12 protein-coding genes are annotated in these 14,764 nt (G+C 70.0%); 3 read left to right on the top strand and 9 right to left on the bottom strand.

Annotation, left to right across the window (positions count from 1 at the left end; all coding sequences use genetic code 11):
• The 3 genes from ACLJRM_RS28080 to ACLJRM_RS28070 form a co-directional block, all read right to left on the bottom strand.
• Positions 1-512: DUF222 domain-containing protein (locus ACLJRM_RS28080; RefSeq protein WP_410664739.1), on the bottom strand; the 512-nt coding region annotated here is incomplete at its 3' end.
• A 466-nt stretch (positions 513-978) separates the two neighbouring features.
• Positions 979-1,101 (bottom strand): hypothetical protein, encoded by a 123-nt coding sequence (locus ACLJRM_RS28075; RefSeq protein ID WP_255414830.1) that lies wholly within the window; start codon positions 1,099-1,101, stop codon positions 979-981.
• A 163-nt stretch (positions 1,102-1,264) separates the two neighbouring features.
• The gene (locus tag ACLJRM_RS28070) at positions 1,265-2,137 is read right to left on the bottom strand and encodes a DUF4394 domain-containing protein (RefSeq protein ID WP_410664731.1); all 873 of its coding nucleotides are present in this window, start codon (positions 2,135-2,137) and stop codon (positions 1,265-1,267) included.
• A 147-nt stretch (positions 2,138-2,284) separates the two neighbouring features.
• On the opposite strand from ACLJRM_RS28070, the gene ACLJRM_RS28065 reads away from it, so the two are divergent.
• Complete coding sequence (locus tag ACLJRM_RS28065) at positions 2,285-2,713, top strand: hypothetical protein (protein ID WP_101610735.1); 429 nt, start codon at positions 2,285-2,287, stop codon at positions 2,711-2,713.
• Position 2,714: 1 nt separating this feature from the next.
• Here ACLJRM_RS28065 and ACLJRM_RS28060 read toward each other — a convergent pair whose 3' ends face one another.
• The 4 genes from ACLJRM_RS28060 to ACLJRM_RS28045 form a co-directional block, all read right to left on the bottom strand.
• Positions 2,715-5,735, bottom strand: coding sequence for a tetratricopeptide repeat protein (locus ACLJRM_RS28060; RefSeq protein ID WP_410664730.1), 3,021 nt, complete (start codon positions 5,733-5,735; stop codon positions 2,715-2,717).
• Between the two features lie 87 nt (positions 5,736-5,822).
• The gene (locus ACLJRM_RS28055) at positions 5,823-9,824 is read right to left on the bottom strand and encodes a TIGR02680 family protein (RefSeq protein ID WP_410664729.1); all 4,002 of its coding nucleotides are present in this window, start codon (positions 9,822-9,824) and stop codon (positions 5,823-5,825) included.
• A complete protein-coding gene (locus ACLJRM_RS28050; RefSeq protein ID WP_101610733.1) occupies positions 9,821-11,041 on the bottom strand; it encodes a TIGR02678 family protein in 1,221 nt (406 codons plus the stop codon). Before ACLJRM_RS28050 ends, ACLJRM_RS28055 begins: the two co-directional genes overlap by 4 nt.
• Entirely contained in the window at positions 11,038-12,531 is a 1,494-nt protein-coding gene (locus ACLJRM_RS28045; RefSeq protein WP_410664728.1) for a TIGR02677 family protein, read from the bottom strand. Before ACLJRM_RS28045 ends, ACLJRM_RS28050 begins: the two co-directional genes overlap by 4 nt.
• A gap of 228 nt (positions 12,532-12,759) precedes the next feature.
• On the opposite strand from ACLJRM_RS28045, the gene msrA reads away from it, so the two are divergent.
• Both msrA and ACLJRM_RS28035 read left to right on the top strand, forming a co-directional pair.
• Complete coding sequence (gene msrA / locus ACLJRM_RS28040; RefSeq protein ID WP_410664727.1) at positions 12,760-13,254, top strand: peptide-methionine (S)-S-oxide reductase MsrA; 495 nt, start codon at positions 12,760-12,762, stop codon at positions 13,252-13,254.
• Complete coding sequence (locus tag ACLJRM_RS28035; RefSeq protein ID WP_410664726.1) at positions 13,233-13,721, top strand: molybdenum cofactor biosysynthesis protein; 489 nt, start codon at positions 13,233-13,235, stop codon at positions 13,719-13,721. The genes msrA and ACLJRM_RS28035 overlap by 22 nt, the downstream gene beginning before the upstream one ends.
• Here the strand turns inward: ACLJRM_RS28035 and ACLJRM_RS28030 are convergent, their stop codons facing one another.
• Positions 13,722-14,330, bottom strand: coding sequence for a DNA-binding response regulator (locus tag ACLJRM_RS28030; RefSeq protein WP_410664725.1), 609 nt, complete (start codon positions 14,328-14,330; stop codon positions 13,722-13,724).
• Between the two features lie 146 nt (positions 14,331-14,476).
• Positions 14,477-14,758 carry a DUF6235 family protein gene (locus ACLJRM_RS28025; RefSeq protein ID WP_410600310.1) on the bottom strand — a complete coding sequence of 94 codons (282 nt, stop codon included), beginning with the start codon at positions 14,756-14,758 and terminating at the stop codon, positions 14,477-14,479.
• Positions 14,759-14,764 lie beyond the last annotated feature (6 nt).

The following is a 14,764-nucleotide window of genomic DNA, read 5'->3' as shown; positions in this document are numbered from 1 at the left end:
CGGCGGCCTTCACGATGCCGCTCGGTACGGTGAGCGGCGCCTTCGCGGTCGACTGTGAGTGCCGCGTGGCTCGCCGCTTTCCGGATCTGCCCGGAGTTCTTGTCCGGTAACCGGTCCTCCAGGAGGGTGTCGGCGGCGAGGGCGTTGTCGTCGGATAGCCACGCGGTGGCGGCGGCGACTTTCATCGCGCCGAAACCATCCACTTTTCCTTGGTCCATCAACCCCAGTGTGCGGGGCAGGCGGGTGGTCAACGCTTCGGCCGCGGCGACCATCGCACCCGCATGATTGTCCACAAGAGACAACGCGAACGCGACCTCCTGGGTGACACTGCGGGCGCCGTCGCGATGCCGGTTCAGCTGTGCCAGGGCCCGGAACCGGACCGCTTCCAGTCGTGCGATCCCCGCTGACGCGGCTTGGGCGACAGCGACGGAATCGGTGTCGTCCAAGGAATCGACAGCAGCGTTGACCGACTCCAACAGGCCAGGGTCGGTGAGTTTCTCGAGGAGCGCCACAGGTGTGGCTTTACGTGTGTCCACCTAATCAACATACGACCGGCCACCGACAGTTTCCGATCATACGGCCACGGGAACGCGTTGCCGAATTCCGGCAATGAAGGCCAGCGAACCACCAGGCCATCCGAGCACCGCAACCCGTTGCCGAATTCCGGCAATGCGTTCCCGGCAGCCGAAACCTCGGCCAGGGTCGGTGAGTTTCTCAAGGAGTGCCACAGGTGTGGCTTTGTAGGTGTCCACCTGATCAACATACGACCGGCCACCGACAGTTTCCGATCATACGGCCACGGGAACGCGTTGCCGATTTTCGGCAATGAAGGCTCGGCGAACCGACCAGACCAGGGCCCGACACCGACCACAGCACCAACGGCCACCCGGAATCATTCGGCCATCGTGAAGCGTCGCCGAATTTCGGCAATGCGTTCCCGGCAGCCGAAATCCGACCGCCGAGAACGCCACAAGGCCCCTACATCACGTCCCGCACGACCATCCGTTCCGAAGCCCGCTCGATCGCCGCTTCCACGGCGCCGACCCGGTCCGCCAGCAGACCCATCGCGCCGACCGACGCCGCCTGGGTGTTGTCCAGCAAACCGACAAGAAGCGTTGGTGGAAAACGAAATTCGGATCGGCCGCCGACGGCTTGCAGCCACGCAACCCGTTGCCGAATTCCGGCAACAGAACTTTCTCGGCAGCCGAAGCCCGGCTGCCGAGAAAGCGATCATCGCCGATTTCCGGAAACACCCCCCGTTCGCTCAGTAAGTGTCGAGAGCGACCGCGATGTCACCGATCGGCAGCGGGAAGTCGCCGACCTTGGTCGCCGCCCCGGTCAGCAGGTTGACGGTGTAGAACGTCGACGGCGACGACGCGGCGGCCGGGTTGAGTACGGCGAACGCGCTCACCGAGGTCGTCTTGCCGTTGGTCAGCTCGCTGAAGATGTCGAAGCCCGCGATCGGGCCGGCGTTGACGCCGAGCGCCCCGGTGGGGCTGAGGAGCCCGTTGTTGGCCGGTGCCTGGATGAGCACCTGGTCGGTGGCCGTGCCGATGTCGAACAACGTGGTGGCGGTGTCGGGGTTGAGGTCGTTGTTCGTGTAGGCGGCGGCCGTGACCCCGGAGGTTCTCCCCGAGATGGGCGGTGTGGTCAGGGCGGTGTCCTCGATCGTGCTGTGGGTGGCGAGGTTGTGCCGCAGGTTCTGGCCGTTGTCGCTGATCACCCGGAGCCGGTCGGCGGCCGGGTTGAAGTCGACGCCGAAGTCCTTGCCGTACAGCGGAATACTCAGTTGTGACACCTTCGTGAGAACGACGTCGGGTGTCTTCGGCGGGGTCGAGATCGTGTAGATACAGCCCTTGTTCCCCACCCCGTACAGCACGCCGTCCTGTACCCGGAAGTCGATCCCGATCAGGGAGGTCTCCCCGCAGGTGAGTCCCTGCACGAGCCGGACCCAGCCGAGCACATTCGGCGTGGCGGTGTCGAAGTAGGCCATCAGTTTGCCGTCCGACGAAATCGCGAACACCGGCAGCCCGGCCGCTTGCGCCGAACTCGCGCCCGCGGTGCCGGCGACCAGCGACGCCGCGACGGTCACCGTGGTGGCCACCGCGATCAGAGCCTTCTTGAGTCTTGCCCTCATCCGTACTCCCCTCAACCGGAACAGTGCGACCCAAGCTATTCGGCGGCACTGGACGGCCATTGGACGTCGATTGGACCCGGCGTCCGGCGGATTGCGGGTGCCGGGAACCGGGGGAACAGTAGGGGGACAACGGATTCAGGGGGAGCGATGACGCTCAAGAAGATGCTCGCCGGTTCGGTGGTCCTGTGCGCCGGGCTCACGTTCGTCGCCACCGGCGAGGCGGACGCGGCCAGGCAATGCGCCTCCGGCGTCAAGATCATCAAGCCGGTCGTGCTCGAGGATCCCGGGAGGTGGACCTACACGTTCGACCTTTCCTGGTGCGCGGACGGCGGGACGATCGTCTGGGCCGAGCCGTCGGTGGCGGCGCGGGTGCACAGTCCGGCCTGCCGCTGGGTCGGCCGGATCGAGGAATCGCTGGGCAAGACACCGGACGGCCCGGTCTGGAAGGCGTTCGACATGAGCGAGTTCTCCTGCCAGGACGGCAAAGGCAAGGAAAACGGCGTCAATCCGTGGGTCGTCGTCACCTTCGACCCGTCGGGCGGATACGACAGCCAAAGCGCCATCGCCGCCGCGTGATTCAGGCGCGGAGGATCGCTTCGACGGCGGCGGACGCCCGTCGTCGAAGCGCGCGGTAGCCGGCCCGCTCGGCGAGGGTGAGCGCCTGGCGGGCCTGGCCGAGGTCACCGGTGGCGACGGCGAGCCCGATGAGCGCGTCGACCTCGGGGTACCGGTCGCCGGTTTCCCGCAGCAGGGCCAGCGCCTGCCGATAGTGGCGGACGGCGTCCCGTCGGTGCCCGACGCGGTGATGCACGCTCGCGAGCGCGACGAGCGCTTCGCCTTCGCCTCGCGGTTCGCGGGTCTCGTGCGCCAGCCGGAGTCCGTCGCGCGCGTGGGCGAGCGCGTCGGCCGGACGGCCGAGATCGCAGTACGCCGACGCGAGCCTGCCGAGCGTTTCCGCCTCCCCGGCGCGGTTCCCGGCCTCGCGGTGCAGCGCGAGGGCCTCGGAAAGCAGCCCGGCCGCCTCGCCTGCGTTGCCGCGAGCGTGCTGCACCTGCCCGAGATTGCTCAGGTTGATCGCTTCCCCGTAGCGCGAACCGATCCGGCGATACCGGCGCAAGGCCTGGGCGTAGTGCCCGGCCGCCCTGGGCAGGTCGCCCATCTCCCAGTGGACGAGCCCCAGATTGCCCAGCGCCACGGCTTCCCCAGCGGGCCTGCCCGCCCGCCTGCTCAGCTCCAGTCCCCGGGAGAACCGCACCGCGGCGGCCGGAAGCCGTCCGGCCTGCCAGTACGCGCAACCGAGGTTGCCCAGCACCGCGGCCTGCGCCTCCACCCAGCCCGCCCGCCTGGCGAGCACGAGCGCGCCGGCGTAATGCCGGACGGCCTCCCGGTATCGCCCCTGTCGGAAACTCAGGTCGGCCAGGCTGAACCGGGCGGACGCGCGGGCGCGGGGATCGCCGTCCTGTTCGGCGGCGGACGACGCGGCCGCGGCGGCCGCCCGCCATTCCACCTGGCGCAACGACATCCAGAAATAGCCGCGCAGGGCGTCGGCCAGCAGCCAGGCCACCGGAAGCGGCCCGACCCGCGCGGCGTCCTCGGCGACGGCGACGAGGTTGCCCAGCTCGGTCTCCAGCCATTCCGCCGCGTTCTCCTTCTCGGCGGCGGGGATCGGGCCGTCGGGCACGGACAGCGGAAGACGGAACATGTGCGGGTACACCAGCTTCGCCGCGTTGTCGACGGCACGCAGGTACCACTCGTGCAACCGGGCGCGGGCGGAGCCGATCTCGGCCGGGGACTCCCGCGACTCCAGGCGATCGGCGGCATAACGCCGGAGCAGGTCGTGGAAGTGGTACCGATCCGGCGCGTGCTGCTCGACCAGATGCGCGGCCGCGAGCGCGTCCAGCATCGGGCCCGCCCGTTCCGCACCGGCGAGGACCTCCACCGCCTCGACGCCGATGTCGTTGCCCGGCACCAGGCTCAGCAGCCGGAACACCCTGCTCGTCTCCGCGGGCAAGGCCCGGTAGGAGAGGTCGAAGGCGGTCCGGACGGCGATCTGCTCGTCACCCGGCACCGTGAGCGCGGCGAGCAGATTGCCTTTGCGCAACTCGACGGCGTAATCCTCGATGCCGTTCCCCGGAGTGTCGGCGAGGTTGGCCGCGGCGATCCGCAGGGCCAGCGGCAGATACGCGCACGACTCGGCCACCTCGGCCGCGGCCTCGCGTTCGGCCCGGATCCAGTCGGCGCCGAGCACCCGCGAGAGCAGTTCCAGCGCCTCGGCGGGATCGAGCATGCCGAGGGTGAGCCGCCGGGCGCCGTGGAGGGCGACCAGACCGGCCATCCGGTCGCGGGCGGTCACCAGCACCAGGCAGCCGGGACCGGCGGGCAGCAGCGGCCGGACCTGGTCCACGCGATCGACGTTGTCCAGCAGTACCAAGGCTTTCCGGTCGGTCATCAGCGTCCGGTACAGCGCGGATGCGGTCTCCGTGTCCGCGGGCAGGCGTTCGGCGGGGATCTCCAGCGCGGCCAGGAACCGGGTGAGCACTTCGAGCGCCGTCGCGGGCGGACCGGGCGAATGGCCGCGCAAATTCGCGTAGAACTGCCCGTCGGGGAACCGGTCCTTCACGCGATGCGCCCAGTGCACGGCGAGCGCGGTCTTCCCGGCGCCCGCGGTGCCGGTGATGGCCGCGAGCGCCACCGCACCGCCGAAACCGCCCGCCCTCGGCACCAGCTCGTCCAAAATGGACAGTTCGGTCGCCCGGCCGGTGAACCCGGGTGGTTCGGCGGGCAGTTGCCGTGGGACGCGGGCGGTGGGGCGCTGGCTCTCGGCCGGGTGCTGTTCCCCGTCGTCGAGCAGGGCGGCGTGCGCCGCGACGAGTTCGGGTCCCGGCTCGACACCCAGCTCCTCGACGAGCCGCTCGCGAACCTCCTGGTAGAGCCCGAAAGCCGTCGCCCGCTGGCCGGCGCCATGGTACGCGCGGATCAACCGTGCCTGGGCAGGTTCGTCCAGCGGCTGGTCCGCGGCGGCTTCGACCAGTTCGGTCAGCACCTCGTCGGCGGCACCGATGGCGAGCATGGCGTCGCCGTACCTGGCGAGCAGCGCACGGCGTTCCGCGATCAGGGCCATCACCTTCGGATGTGGTGCGAGCAAAGGGACATCGGCCAGCGGTTTACCCCGCCACCAGCGCAGGGCCTCGCCGAACAGGGCCGCGGCACGGCCCGTCTCGCCGTCGCGCTGGGCGTCGTTCGCCTCGGCGACGAGCCCGCGGACGTGGGGCAAATCGATCTCGACGGCGTCCCAGCGCAGCGCGTACCCGCCGCCGACATGCGGCAGGATCTCGCTCCCGGACCGGGAAGGACGGCCGGGTTCCAGCAGCCGCCGCAGATGTTTTACGTGCGTCTGGAGGACGTTCACCGCACTGCGCGGCGGCCGTTCGCCCCAGAGCGCGTCCACGAGGTCCTGCTTGGACATCGCTTCGCCGCCGGCGAGCACGAGCAACCCCAGGACGGCGCGGCGGCCTGGCGGGCCGAGGTCGACTTCCGCCCCGTCGAGCCACACGCGCAGCGAACCCAGCACCTGGATCCGCACTGCCGTCGGCGCCATCGGCAGGAACGTAGCGAGCCCTCCCGCGCCGCACAAGGACGAACCGCGGAAAGGGCCCCGCTGCGCCCGGCTTTGGGGCCGCTCAGGCTAACGCGGTTCGGCGGGCAGGAGGTCGTGACCGTTCCAGGTGAACCGCGCCGTGGTGACCGCGTCGTCGCCGTCGCCGCCGGTGATGAGCTGGTGGATCCCGACACCGCCGAGTTCGGCGTAGGTGCACCACTCGTGGTCCGACGTCAGCATCAGATCGAGGTCGAGCGCGGACAGCAGGCCGAACACCTGCCCCCGGTTGGTGGTGTCGACGCCGACGAACACCTCGTCGAGCAGGATCACCCTCGGTGCCTCGGGCGCGGCCTGGTAGTGCGCGGCGACGGCGGCGAACAGCGGCAGGTGCAGCGCGATCGCCTTCTCCCCACCGGAAAGCGCGCCGTGCAGCTTCTTGGTCAGCAGCTGCCAGCCCGCCCCGTTGGCACGGTCCACCTTGACCACGAACCGGTGCCAGGACGTGTAGTCGAAGACCTGCGCGAGCTGCTGTTCCCAGCTGGTCGCCGTGTCGTCCGCCTTCGCTTGTTCGACGCGCTCGCGGAAGAACTTGTGCAGGGACACGCGATCTTCGGCGGTCAGCTGGTCCGGATCCTTCAGCAGCAGATCTCGTGCGGTCTTGGTGCCCGGCGGCAGATCGGGGGAGACCTGCCAGACCAGCCGGACGGCGACCCTCGACGCGGTCCGCACCCGTTCCAGGCGCGCGTTCATCCCGTCGACGAGGTCGTTGGCCTGCCGGATGCGGGCCGCGAGATGGCGCCGGGTGTCGCCGGTCAGCGTCTTGTCGAACAGGTCGCTCTCGCGGCCGGTGATCTCGTGCCTGCTCTGTTCTGCTTCCGCGTAAAGGATCTTCAGCAGTTCGGCCGCGCCGACCCGCAGCCCGTCGACGACGGCGGTGAAGATCTGGACGTCCTCGTCGGTCTCCAGATCGAGTTCCGCCCGCGTGCTGAGCGTGTTCCGGCAGGTGTGCACGGCCTCGGAAAGCCGGTGCAGCGCCTCGCCGAGATTGCTCGGCGCGTGCGGCACGGACGGCCACGCCGCGGCCACCAGCCGGGCCGTGTCGAGTGCCGCCCGCACTCCTTCGGACGCGGACAGGGTGGCCTGGAACTTCGGCAGGTCCTCGATCCCGCCGTCCGCGGGGAAGACCCCGGTGGCGAGCTTCCGGAACCGGAGCGCGGCGGCGTCCTGCTTCTTGGCGGCGTCCTCGCGGGCCCTCGCGTCGGTCGTGCGCCGGACGCCGAGCGCGCCCAAGGACACGGCCAGATCCTTGGCGTCGGCGTTCGCGGCGCGGAGTTCGTCGGCGAGTCCGCGCAGTTTCGTGCGCAGGCCGTCGATTTCGGCGAGCACCTCGCGCTGGCCGGTGCCGACGGATCCCTCGATCGCTTCGAGCATCGCGGTGAGCTTGGTGCGTTCGGCCTCCGCCTCGACAGCCTCGTCCTCGCGCCGGGCGGCGTTCGCCTCCGAACGGGCCGCCTGATCGGCGAACGTTTCGGCCCGCTGGGTCGCCGCGAGCAGGTTCCCGTGCTCGTACAGCCAGTTCTCGCCCTGGTCGGAGTAGGTGCGCAGGGCCGTGGCAAGCGCTGTCAGCGGCGCGCGTTCGGTCGGCAGCCCGCCGTCGGAAGCCTGGCCGGTCAGCTCGTGCAGCGCGGTCTTGGCCTCGATCTCCAGCGCGGAGACGGTCGTTTCCCGGTGCCGGACGGCGGAGTCGGCGGCGGTCAGGTCGGCCTCGGCCGTGGTCGATTCCCCGGTCGCGGCAAGGAGATCTTCGTGACCGGGGCGGGCGGCGCGTTCGATCTTGATCAGCTCGCGCCTGCCCCGCAGCGCGGCCAGTTCGCCTTCCAGCTCGGCGATGATCTTCTCGCGGCCGGAAATCTCGTCCCGCAGCCCGGCGATCCGGCGTTCCCTGGCGCGCAGGCGGGCGGAAGAACCGATGTAGGCCGGGGCTTCCTTCGCCCAGCTGCCCGACAGGCTGCCCATCCGCCAGCTGCCGTCCGCGCCGATCGCGGCGGGACCCGCGGGCAGCGTGTCGTCGAAGGCGATCACTTCCAGCACCCGCCGGATCTTCGCCGGGGCGACCCCGGCGTCGGGTTCCGGTACGAAGACGTCGGCGAGCGAGCGGGGAGCCACCGGCAGTGTCCCGGTCTCCGCGAGCACGTCGTGGCCGTCGACGACACCGTGGGAGTTCACCCAGGCGTCCAGCAGTCCGGCGCCTTCGAGCGCGGCTTCGATCCCGGCGTGCGTGTCCGCCGGGACGGAGCCGGCGAAATCGACCAGCCGCCACAGCGGGGCGCCGCTCATCTCGGTCCGGTCCGCCGTCCGGGTGCGCGGCGACTCGGGAGTGAGGACGTCCTCCGATTCGAGCACGCCCGCCTCGACGAGCAGTTCGTCGTGCTCGATACGCGCGGTCGCCAGCGCGGCACCGGTCGCCGCCTCCTGCCGGACGATGTCCTCCAGCACGGTCTCGGCGACCGTGCTGATCCTGCCCAGCAGCGCGACTTCCGCTTCGGCCTCCCGCACGAGCGCTTCGACGTCGGGGAAGCGCAGCTCACGGCAGCCGATCGCCCATTCGGCGAGCCGGGTGCGCAGATCGCTCAGCGCGAGTTCGCGGGTCGCCGTCGTGAGGTCCAGTTTCTCCTGCGCGGCCGAGAAATCCGACCTCGCCCGGTCCAGCTCCGCCTCGGCCTGGTGACGGCGGCCGACGGCGCGTTCGTGTTTGTCCATCGCCCGGCCGACGGTCTCGACCTGGTCGCGTTTGCCGCGGACGGCGGCCTGCAACAGCGGACGGAGCCGGACCGGTTCGCCCTGCTTGCCGGAGTCGTCCAGCCCGGCGACGAGTTCGTCGTGCACCCCGGCCAGGTTCGCGCGGGTCGCGGCGGCCCGGACCTCGGCCTCCTGCGAGCGGACGAGGTCGGCCTGCCGCTTCACGACCTGTCGTGCCCCTCGCGCTCGCTCCTCGTCGGCGTCCGCCTCGGCACGGAGCCGGTCGGCGTCCGCGCGGAGCGTTCCCGCCTGGTCCCGCGCGGAAAACGCGCGCTGCCGCAGTTTGTCGAGCTCCTGGCCCTTTTGGTACGACTCGGAATCGGTCAGCCCGGAGACGCGGGCTTCGGTCTCTTCGACGTCCTTTTCGAGCTTCGCCGCCCGCTCCTCGGCCGCCGCCTTGCTCGCGGCGACCTCGTCGTACTCCTCGGCCGAACGGCGGGCGGCCGCGGCGAGCCCGTCGAGTTCGGCGGTCGCGGCGATGAGGTTCGCGGCGCCCGCGCGCAGGACACGCTGCGCGTAGGTCTTCTGCCGCGCGGCGAGCGCGCGGGTCGCGTCGACCTCGGTCTCCAGCGAGCCCAGCTTTTCGCGTTGCGCGTCGAGCCGCTCGAAACCCTCGGCGAGGTCCGCGATCTCCTGCTGTCCCAACGGCGGGAGCGCGCGGGAAAGCAGGTTGGACAGCAGGCTCGGGTCGAGCCGCTGCGAGAGTTTGGGCATCCGCAGCTGGAGGAGCGCGGTGATCAGCGCGTCGTACCGCTGCTCGCTCAAGGTGGGGAACAGCTTCGCGCGGATCTCGGTGCGGTACTCGGCCGCGCCGGGGTGCACGGTCCCGTGGTCGCCGAGGGCCTCCTCCAGCGCGTTCTTGGTGAGCGGCTGGCCCGCCTCGTTGACCAGCGGCAGCCCGTCGCCGACGCGCTGGCCGGTGGTGAAGAAGTCGGCGTGCACCGTGCTGGTGTGGGTGCTCGCCTGCAGCCGCGCGCCGCAGGTGAACCACTGGTCCTCGCCCATGCGGAATTCGAGCCACACGTACCCGACGCGGGTGGCGCCGGAAGCGCCCTCGCCCATCAGGTTCCAGTGCATGCTGCGCTCGCTGGTGCCGAAGGTCGACAGCCGGTTGGCGCGCAGGCTCGCGTCGAACAGGAACGGCAGCAGCAGCTCCAGCGCCTTGGACTTCCCGCTCCCGTTGGGGCCGCGCAGCAGCAGGCGCCCGTCGTGGAACTCGAAGATCTCGTCGTAGTAGCGCCAGATGTTGAGGATGCCCGCGCGGGACGGGATCCACCTCGTCACGGTCACGTCGCCTCCTCGTTCCGTCCGGTGTACCTCGCGGCGGCCGGGAGTGGCCGGACGAGTTCGGCTTCGGTACGGACGAGCCCGAAGCCGGTCAGCACCGCGAGCGCGTCCACGGTCAGCCGCCGCACGCCGTCCTTGCCCCGGTAGGTCTTGGCCCAGCGCGGGAACCGTTTCAGCAGCTTGGCGGTGGCGTTGCGCAGGTAGTCGGTCGTCCGCGGCTCGTCCAGCGCGTCGAGCAGCAGGAGCGCGGCGACCTTGGCGTTGCTGCCGTCGTCCGGGAACCGCTCGTCGGTGGCCAGCCCGTCGACGTCGACGAGCAGCACGCCCTCCGCGCGTTCTTCGAGGACGAATCCGCCCTGTTCCGCGGCGCGGCGCAGCAGTTGGCGCCCGGTCGGCGACCCGAGGTACGCGCGCTCCTCCGCGGTCAGTTCGGCGAAGTACAGCACCGGATCGTCGACGAGACGGCGGAAGACGGCGTGGCGGAGCCACAGGTTCCGCTGGACGTCGGAAGCGTTGGGCGTGTCCTCGTGGCGTCCCGACGAGAGCCCGTAGCGCTGCTCGTAGGACACCGCGTCCAGCAGTTCCTCGAACCGCAGTGCGACGTCGTCGGCGGGCACCGCCAGCTGCGACGGCCCGACCGGGGCGGCGAGCAGCCGCAGCAGCAGGGTCGCGTCGACCCGGAACAGCACCTTTGCCGTCGTTTCGTCCACAAAGGACTCGGCGTCGCCGTCGGCCGTTTCGAGGACGCCGAAGGACTCCAGCTGCTTCAGGACGTCCACGAACGCGAGACGCTCGGCCCGGGAGGCGACGTCGAAGGTGGTGACGAGGTCGTCGGCGGCACTCGCCCGGCCGACGCGGTCGGCGAGCAGGCCGATCGTGGTCACCGGCACCGTGAGCAGTTCGGCCGCCACCACGCACAGCAGGACGTAGCGGCGCCGGTCGAAGGCCGCGCGCCCGGACCGCAGCCGTCGCGCCGGGCGGGTCGGGTCGGCGGAGGCGCGGACCTTGACCAGCCGGGCGTACCCGAGCCGGGGTTCGACGGTGAGCGTCCAGCCGCAGTAGTAGTCGAACCACTGCCGGATGGGCTCGCGGCGGCGCCGGATGAGGTCGAAGGTCTCGGGGGAGCCGCGTTCGCCGATCAGCGGTTTGGCCAGCAGCGCCCGGATCCCGCGCGCGACCTCCTCGCGTTCCGCGATGACCAGTTGGTTCGTCAGGCTCACGCACTGCCTCCGGCCGTGCTGATCTCGATTTCGTAGTCGGGGCCGCGGAAGACGCCGCTCGTGGTGGTCAGACGGGCCACCGCGCCGTTGCGCGCCTGCCGCAGGATGATCTCGATCTGGCCGTCGGACGTCGTGCACCGCCGGGCGCCGGTCGCGTCGGGGCCGCTGCCGAGTGCCTGGCCCAGCAGATCCAGCAGCCGCTCGAAAACGGTGTGGTCCAGCTTCTCGAACGCGGAAAGCCGTACGACCCCGCCGGTGTCGAGCATGTTCCACGCCGCCTCGAGTTCGGCGCGTTCGGCGATCGCCTGCCGGACCCGTGCCGCCCGGATCGCGGTGACGTCGCGGACCCTCCCGGTTTTGGTGAACCGCTCGGTGCGGCCCGCCGACCGGAGCAGCTCCGACACCTCGACCGGTGGCGCGTCGAGCCACGACGCCGTCGTGCTGACCACTTCCGGGTCCGCGTGGGCCAGATGCGCGTGCCGCGCGGAACTGAGCCCGAACATCGTGGACCACAGGCGGTGCAGGTCCTCCTGCGCGGGGACGACGGTGAACCACCGCGCCAGCTCACGGAAATCGGCGACCGCGCTGCTCGCGCGCCGCCGCGACTCGGTGATCCGGTCCAGGACCTGCAGGAGGGTGATGATCGCCCGCCGCGCGACCTGGTGGAGGTCCTCGACCCGCGGCGAGGACCCGTTTTCGGGCAGGAACCACGCGCGAAGCCCGTCCCAGCGGGCCTGACGGAGCTCCAGCCAGCGCGGATCCGGGTTCTGCAGGGACGCGCCGTTGAGCGCCCGCCGGTGCATGCGCTCGACGCCGTGGTCGTCGATCTCCTTGATGCGGGTGGCGATGGTGTGGGTGTGGTGTTCGAGGTCGTTCAGGAACTCCTGCAGGTACGCGACCGTGGCCGCCTTGACCTCGTGGAACGTCGCGAGATCGGCCTCGGCGCGCAGGAGGCGCTGGAGCTCGCCGTTGAACCGCTTCGTGGTGTCACGGAAAGTCTCAAGGTGGCCCTCGACCTCGGCGAGCGTGCTGAACACGCGCCTGTCGGTGCCGTCTTCCAGCTGCCTGACGAGCTCACCGAGCCGATCGCCCAGCGCTTCGAGCGTGGCCGTCTGCAGCGCGCCCGTCGCGTTGAGCACTTCGTTCGCGCGGAGGAGCCCCGCGTACGCCGCTTCGCCCTGCCGGGTGAGCGCGTACTGAAGATTGCGCCGCTCGTACTCGGACGCCGTCCGGTAGTCACCGGCGTGGTTCTGGACGGTGTCGAGCTGACCCTGGGTCCGGAGCTGATCCAGTGCTTTGACCAGGTCGTCGTCGTCCAGCGTCTCGAGCCAGCCGACCTCCCGCAGCCTGGTGCGGAGATCGTCGATGCCGAGGGCCGTCTCGAGCCGCTCGTTCGCCTCTCCGAAGGCATGCAGGATCGCCAGGGGGAGCCCGGACCTGCTGCCGTCGGTGAAACGGAACATTTCGGGCGGTACACGGATCGGATCCATGTGTCCTCCGGCGGATGGTGCGTGGGGCTACACGTTAGGGGGTCACCCAGGCGAGTCCGAACGGCCCATCTTTTTCACGCTGAGTACTCACGTTGTGCAAAGCCACTTGCAGGGCTTCACGCAGGGTGAGACGCACGGAGGACGTAAGCGTTCCGTCACACTTGGGCGGGGATGACAGGGAGGGTGCGGCACGTTGTACTGGGTGTCAACGACCAGAGGAGATCAACAGTGACGGAAATGGCTGTTCTCGCGGGCGGCTGCTTCTGGGGTATGCAGGATCTGTTCCGCCGGCACCCCGGAGTCGTCTCCACCAGGGTCGGCTACACCGGCGGCGACGTGCCGAACGCGACCTACCGCAACCACGGCTCGCACGCCGAAGGCATCGAGATCGTCTTCGACCCGGCGCAGCTCTCGTATCGTCAGGTCCTGGAGTTCTTCTTCCAGATCCACGACCCGACGACGCGCGACCGTCAGGGCAACGACCTCGGCGCCAGCTACCGATCGGCGATCTACTACACCGACGACACGCAGAAGCAGGTCGCCGAGGCGACGATCGCGGACGTCGACGCCTCCGGCAAGTGGCCGGGCAAGGTCGTCACCGAGGTGACCCAGGCCGGCGACTTCTGGGAAGCCGAGCCCGAACACCAGGACTACCTGGAGCGCATCCCGAACGGCTACACCTGCCACTACGTGCGGCCGGAATGGCAGCTGGGCGAGCGCTGATCGTCGCGCTGCACGTGTCCGGCGTGCACGCCTACGAGGGCCGTCCTTCCGACGGCCCTCGTCCCGATCCAGAGCCGGTCTCGCGCGACCACGTCGTGGTGCGCGCGGGACTGGGGCTGGTCGGTGACCGGTACTTCAACCATCCCGCGCATCGTGCGGCCGCGGTGACGCTCTTCTCTTCGTCCGTCCCCGGCGACCCGCTTCTGGCCCGGCGGAACGTCGTGCTGTCGGGCTTCGACGTGGACGCCTTGCCGCGGGGGTCCGTGGTCACGCTGGACTCCGGTGACGGACCCGTGCGGTTCGAGATCCACCGGCCCGCGAACCCCTGCGCCTGGATGGACGTCGTCTATCCACCCGGCACCTTCCGTGCGCTCCGGGGCCTTGGTGGGAAACGCTGCGTGCCGCTGGACGACGGCGTGCTGCGGCTCGGCCCGGTGGAGACCCACGTGACCGCGGCCCCTCTCTAGTCACAGCCATTCGGCGTCGGTGGCGATGCGGATCGCGTGGACCCGGTTGCGGGCGTTGAGTTTGGTGACGATCGCCGCGAGATAGTTCCGGACCGTGCCGGGGGACAGGAAGAGTTCGGCCGCGATGTCGGCGACGGTGCGGCCGCGCGCGGTCACCCGCAGGATCTCGATCTCGCGGACGGTCAGCGGGCAGTCGTCGGTTTCCCAGGCTGCCAGCGCCAGTTCGCTGTCGATCACCCGTCGCCCGACCGCGACCGACCGCACCGCGTTGGCCAGTTTGTCCGACGGCGCGTCCTTGAGCAGGAAGCCGTTGACCTTCGCGTCCAGCGCCCGCCGGACCGTGCCGGGACGGCCGAGACTGGTGAGGATCAGCGTATGGCAGCCGGGCAGGCTTTCGTGGATCTCGACGGCCGCCGTCAAGCCGTCTTTGCCCGGCAGGTCGATGTCGATGACCGCGACATCGGGTCGGACCGATTTCGCGGTCGGCAGTATCTGGTCACCCGAAGCGACTTCGGCGACCACTTCTATATCGGGTTCCAGGTTCAGCAGGGCCACGAGAGCCCCTCGGACCATATGCATATCTTCAGCGAGCAGCACTTTGATCACCACGAAGCACCTCGCACCCCAGTTCAGTGGCTTCGTGGTCAGTCTACGTTATTTTGATCACCCGGTGACGGGATCCAAGGAATGCGCTTTCCCTCGTGAGTTTTGCCTAGGCCGGTCGTGTCCTGTCCGCACCCGGATGCCGCGGCGCCTCACAACGCGTCCAGCTCACGCGGCCAGCCGAAGGCCCGCCGGGTGAACCCGAGCAGTTCGAACTCCGAACGGGCCCAGTCGATCCGGATCCGGACCGCCAGTTCGGGTGCCACGGTCAGCAGGAATCGGTCGCGACCGCCACCGACCTTGAATACGCCGTAGGTCAAGAACGCGGATCCGTCGCAGATGGCGAACAACGCCGTGAAAACCGTCGCGCGTTCGCTTTCCGGAATCGAATCCAGCCACTCCAGCCCCCCGGCCAGCGCCAGACGCACCGCCATCGAGCC

Origin of the sequence: Amycolatopsis sp. lyj-84 (genome assembly GCF_046549075.1) — a bacterium.
Lineage (GTDB): Bacteria > Actinomycetota > Actinomycetes > Mycobacteriales > Pseudonocardiaceae > Amycolatopsis.
This window is presented reverse-complemented; position numbering and strand designations above follow the sequence as displayed.

Excerpts from the sequence above, each read along its gene's own strand:
- ACLJRM_RS28070 (WP_410664731.1), bottom strand. The coding sequence starts at position 2,137 with ATGAGGGCAAGACTCAAGAAGGCTCTGATCGCGGTGGCCACCACGGTG.
- ACLJRM_RS28065 (WP_101610735.1), top strand. The coding sequence starts at position 2,285 with ATGACGCTCAAGAAGATGCTCGCCGGTTCGGTGGTCCTGTGCGCCGGG.
- ACLJRM_RS28045 (WP_410664728.1), bottom strand. The coding sequence starts at position 12,531 with ATGGATCCGATCCGTGTACCGCCCGAAATGTTCCGTTTCACCGACGGC.
- ACLJRM_RS28060 (WP_410664730.1), bottom strand. The coding sequence starts at position 5,735 with ATGGCGCCGACGGCAGTGCGGATCCAGGTGCTGGGTTCGCTGCGCGTG.
- ACLJRM_RS28035 (WP_410664726.1), top strand. The coding sequence starts at position 13,233 with ATGGCAGCTGGGCGAGCGCTGATCGTCGCGCTGCACGTGTCCGGCGTG.
- ACLJRM_RS28025 (WP_410600310.1), bottom strand. The coding sequence starts at position 14,758 with ATGGCGGTGCGTCTGGCGCTGGCCGGGGGGCTGGAGTGGCTGGATTCG.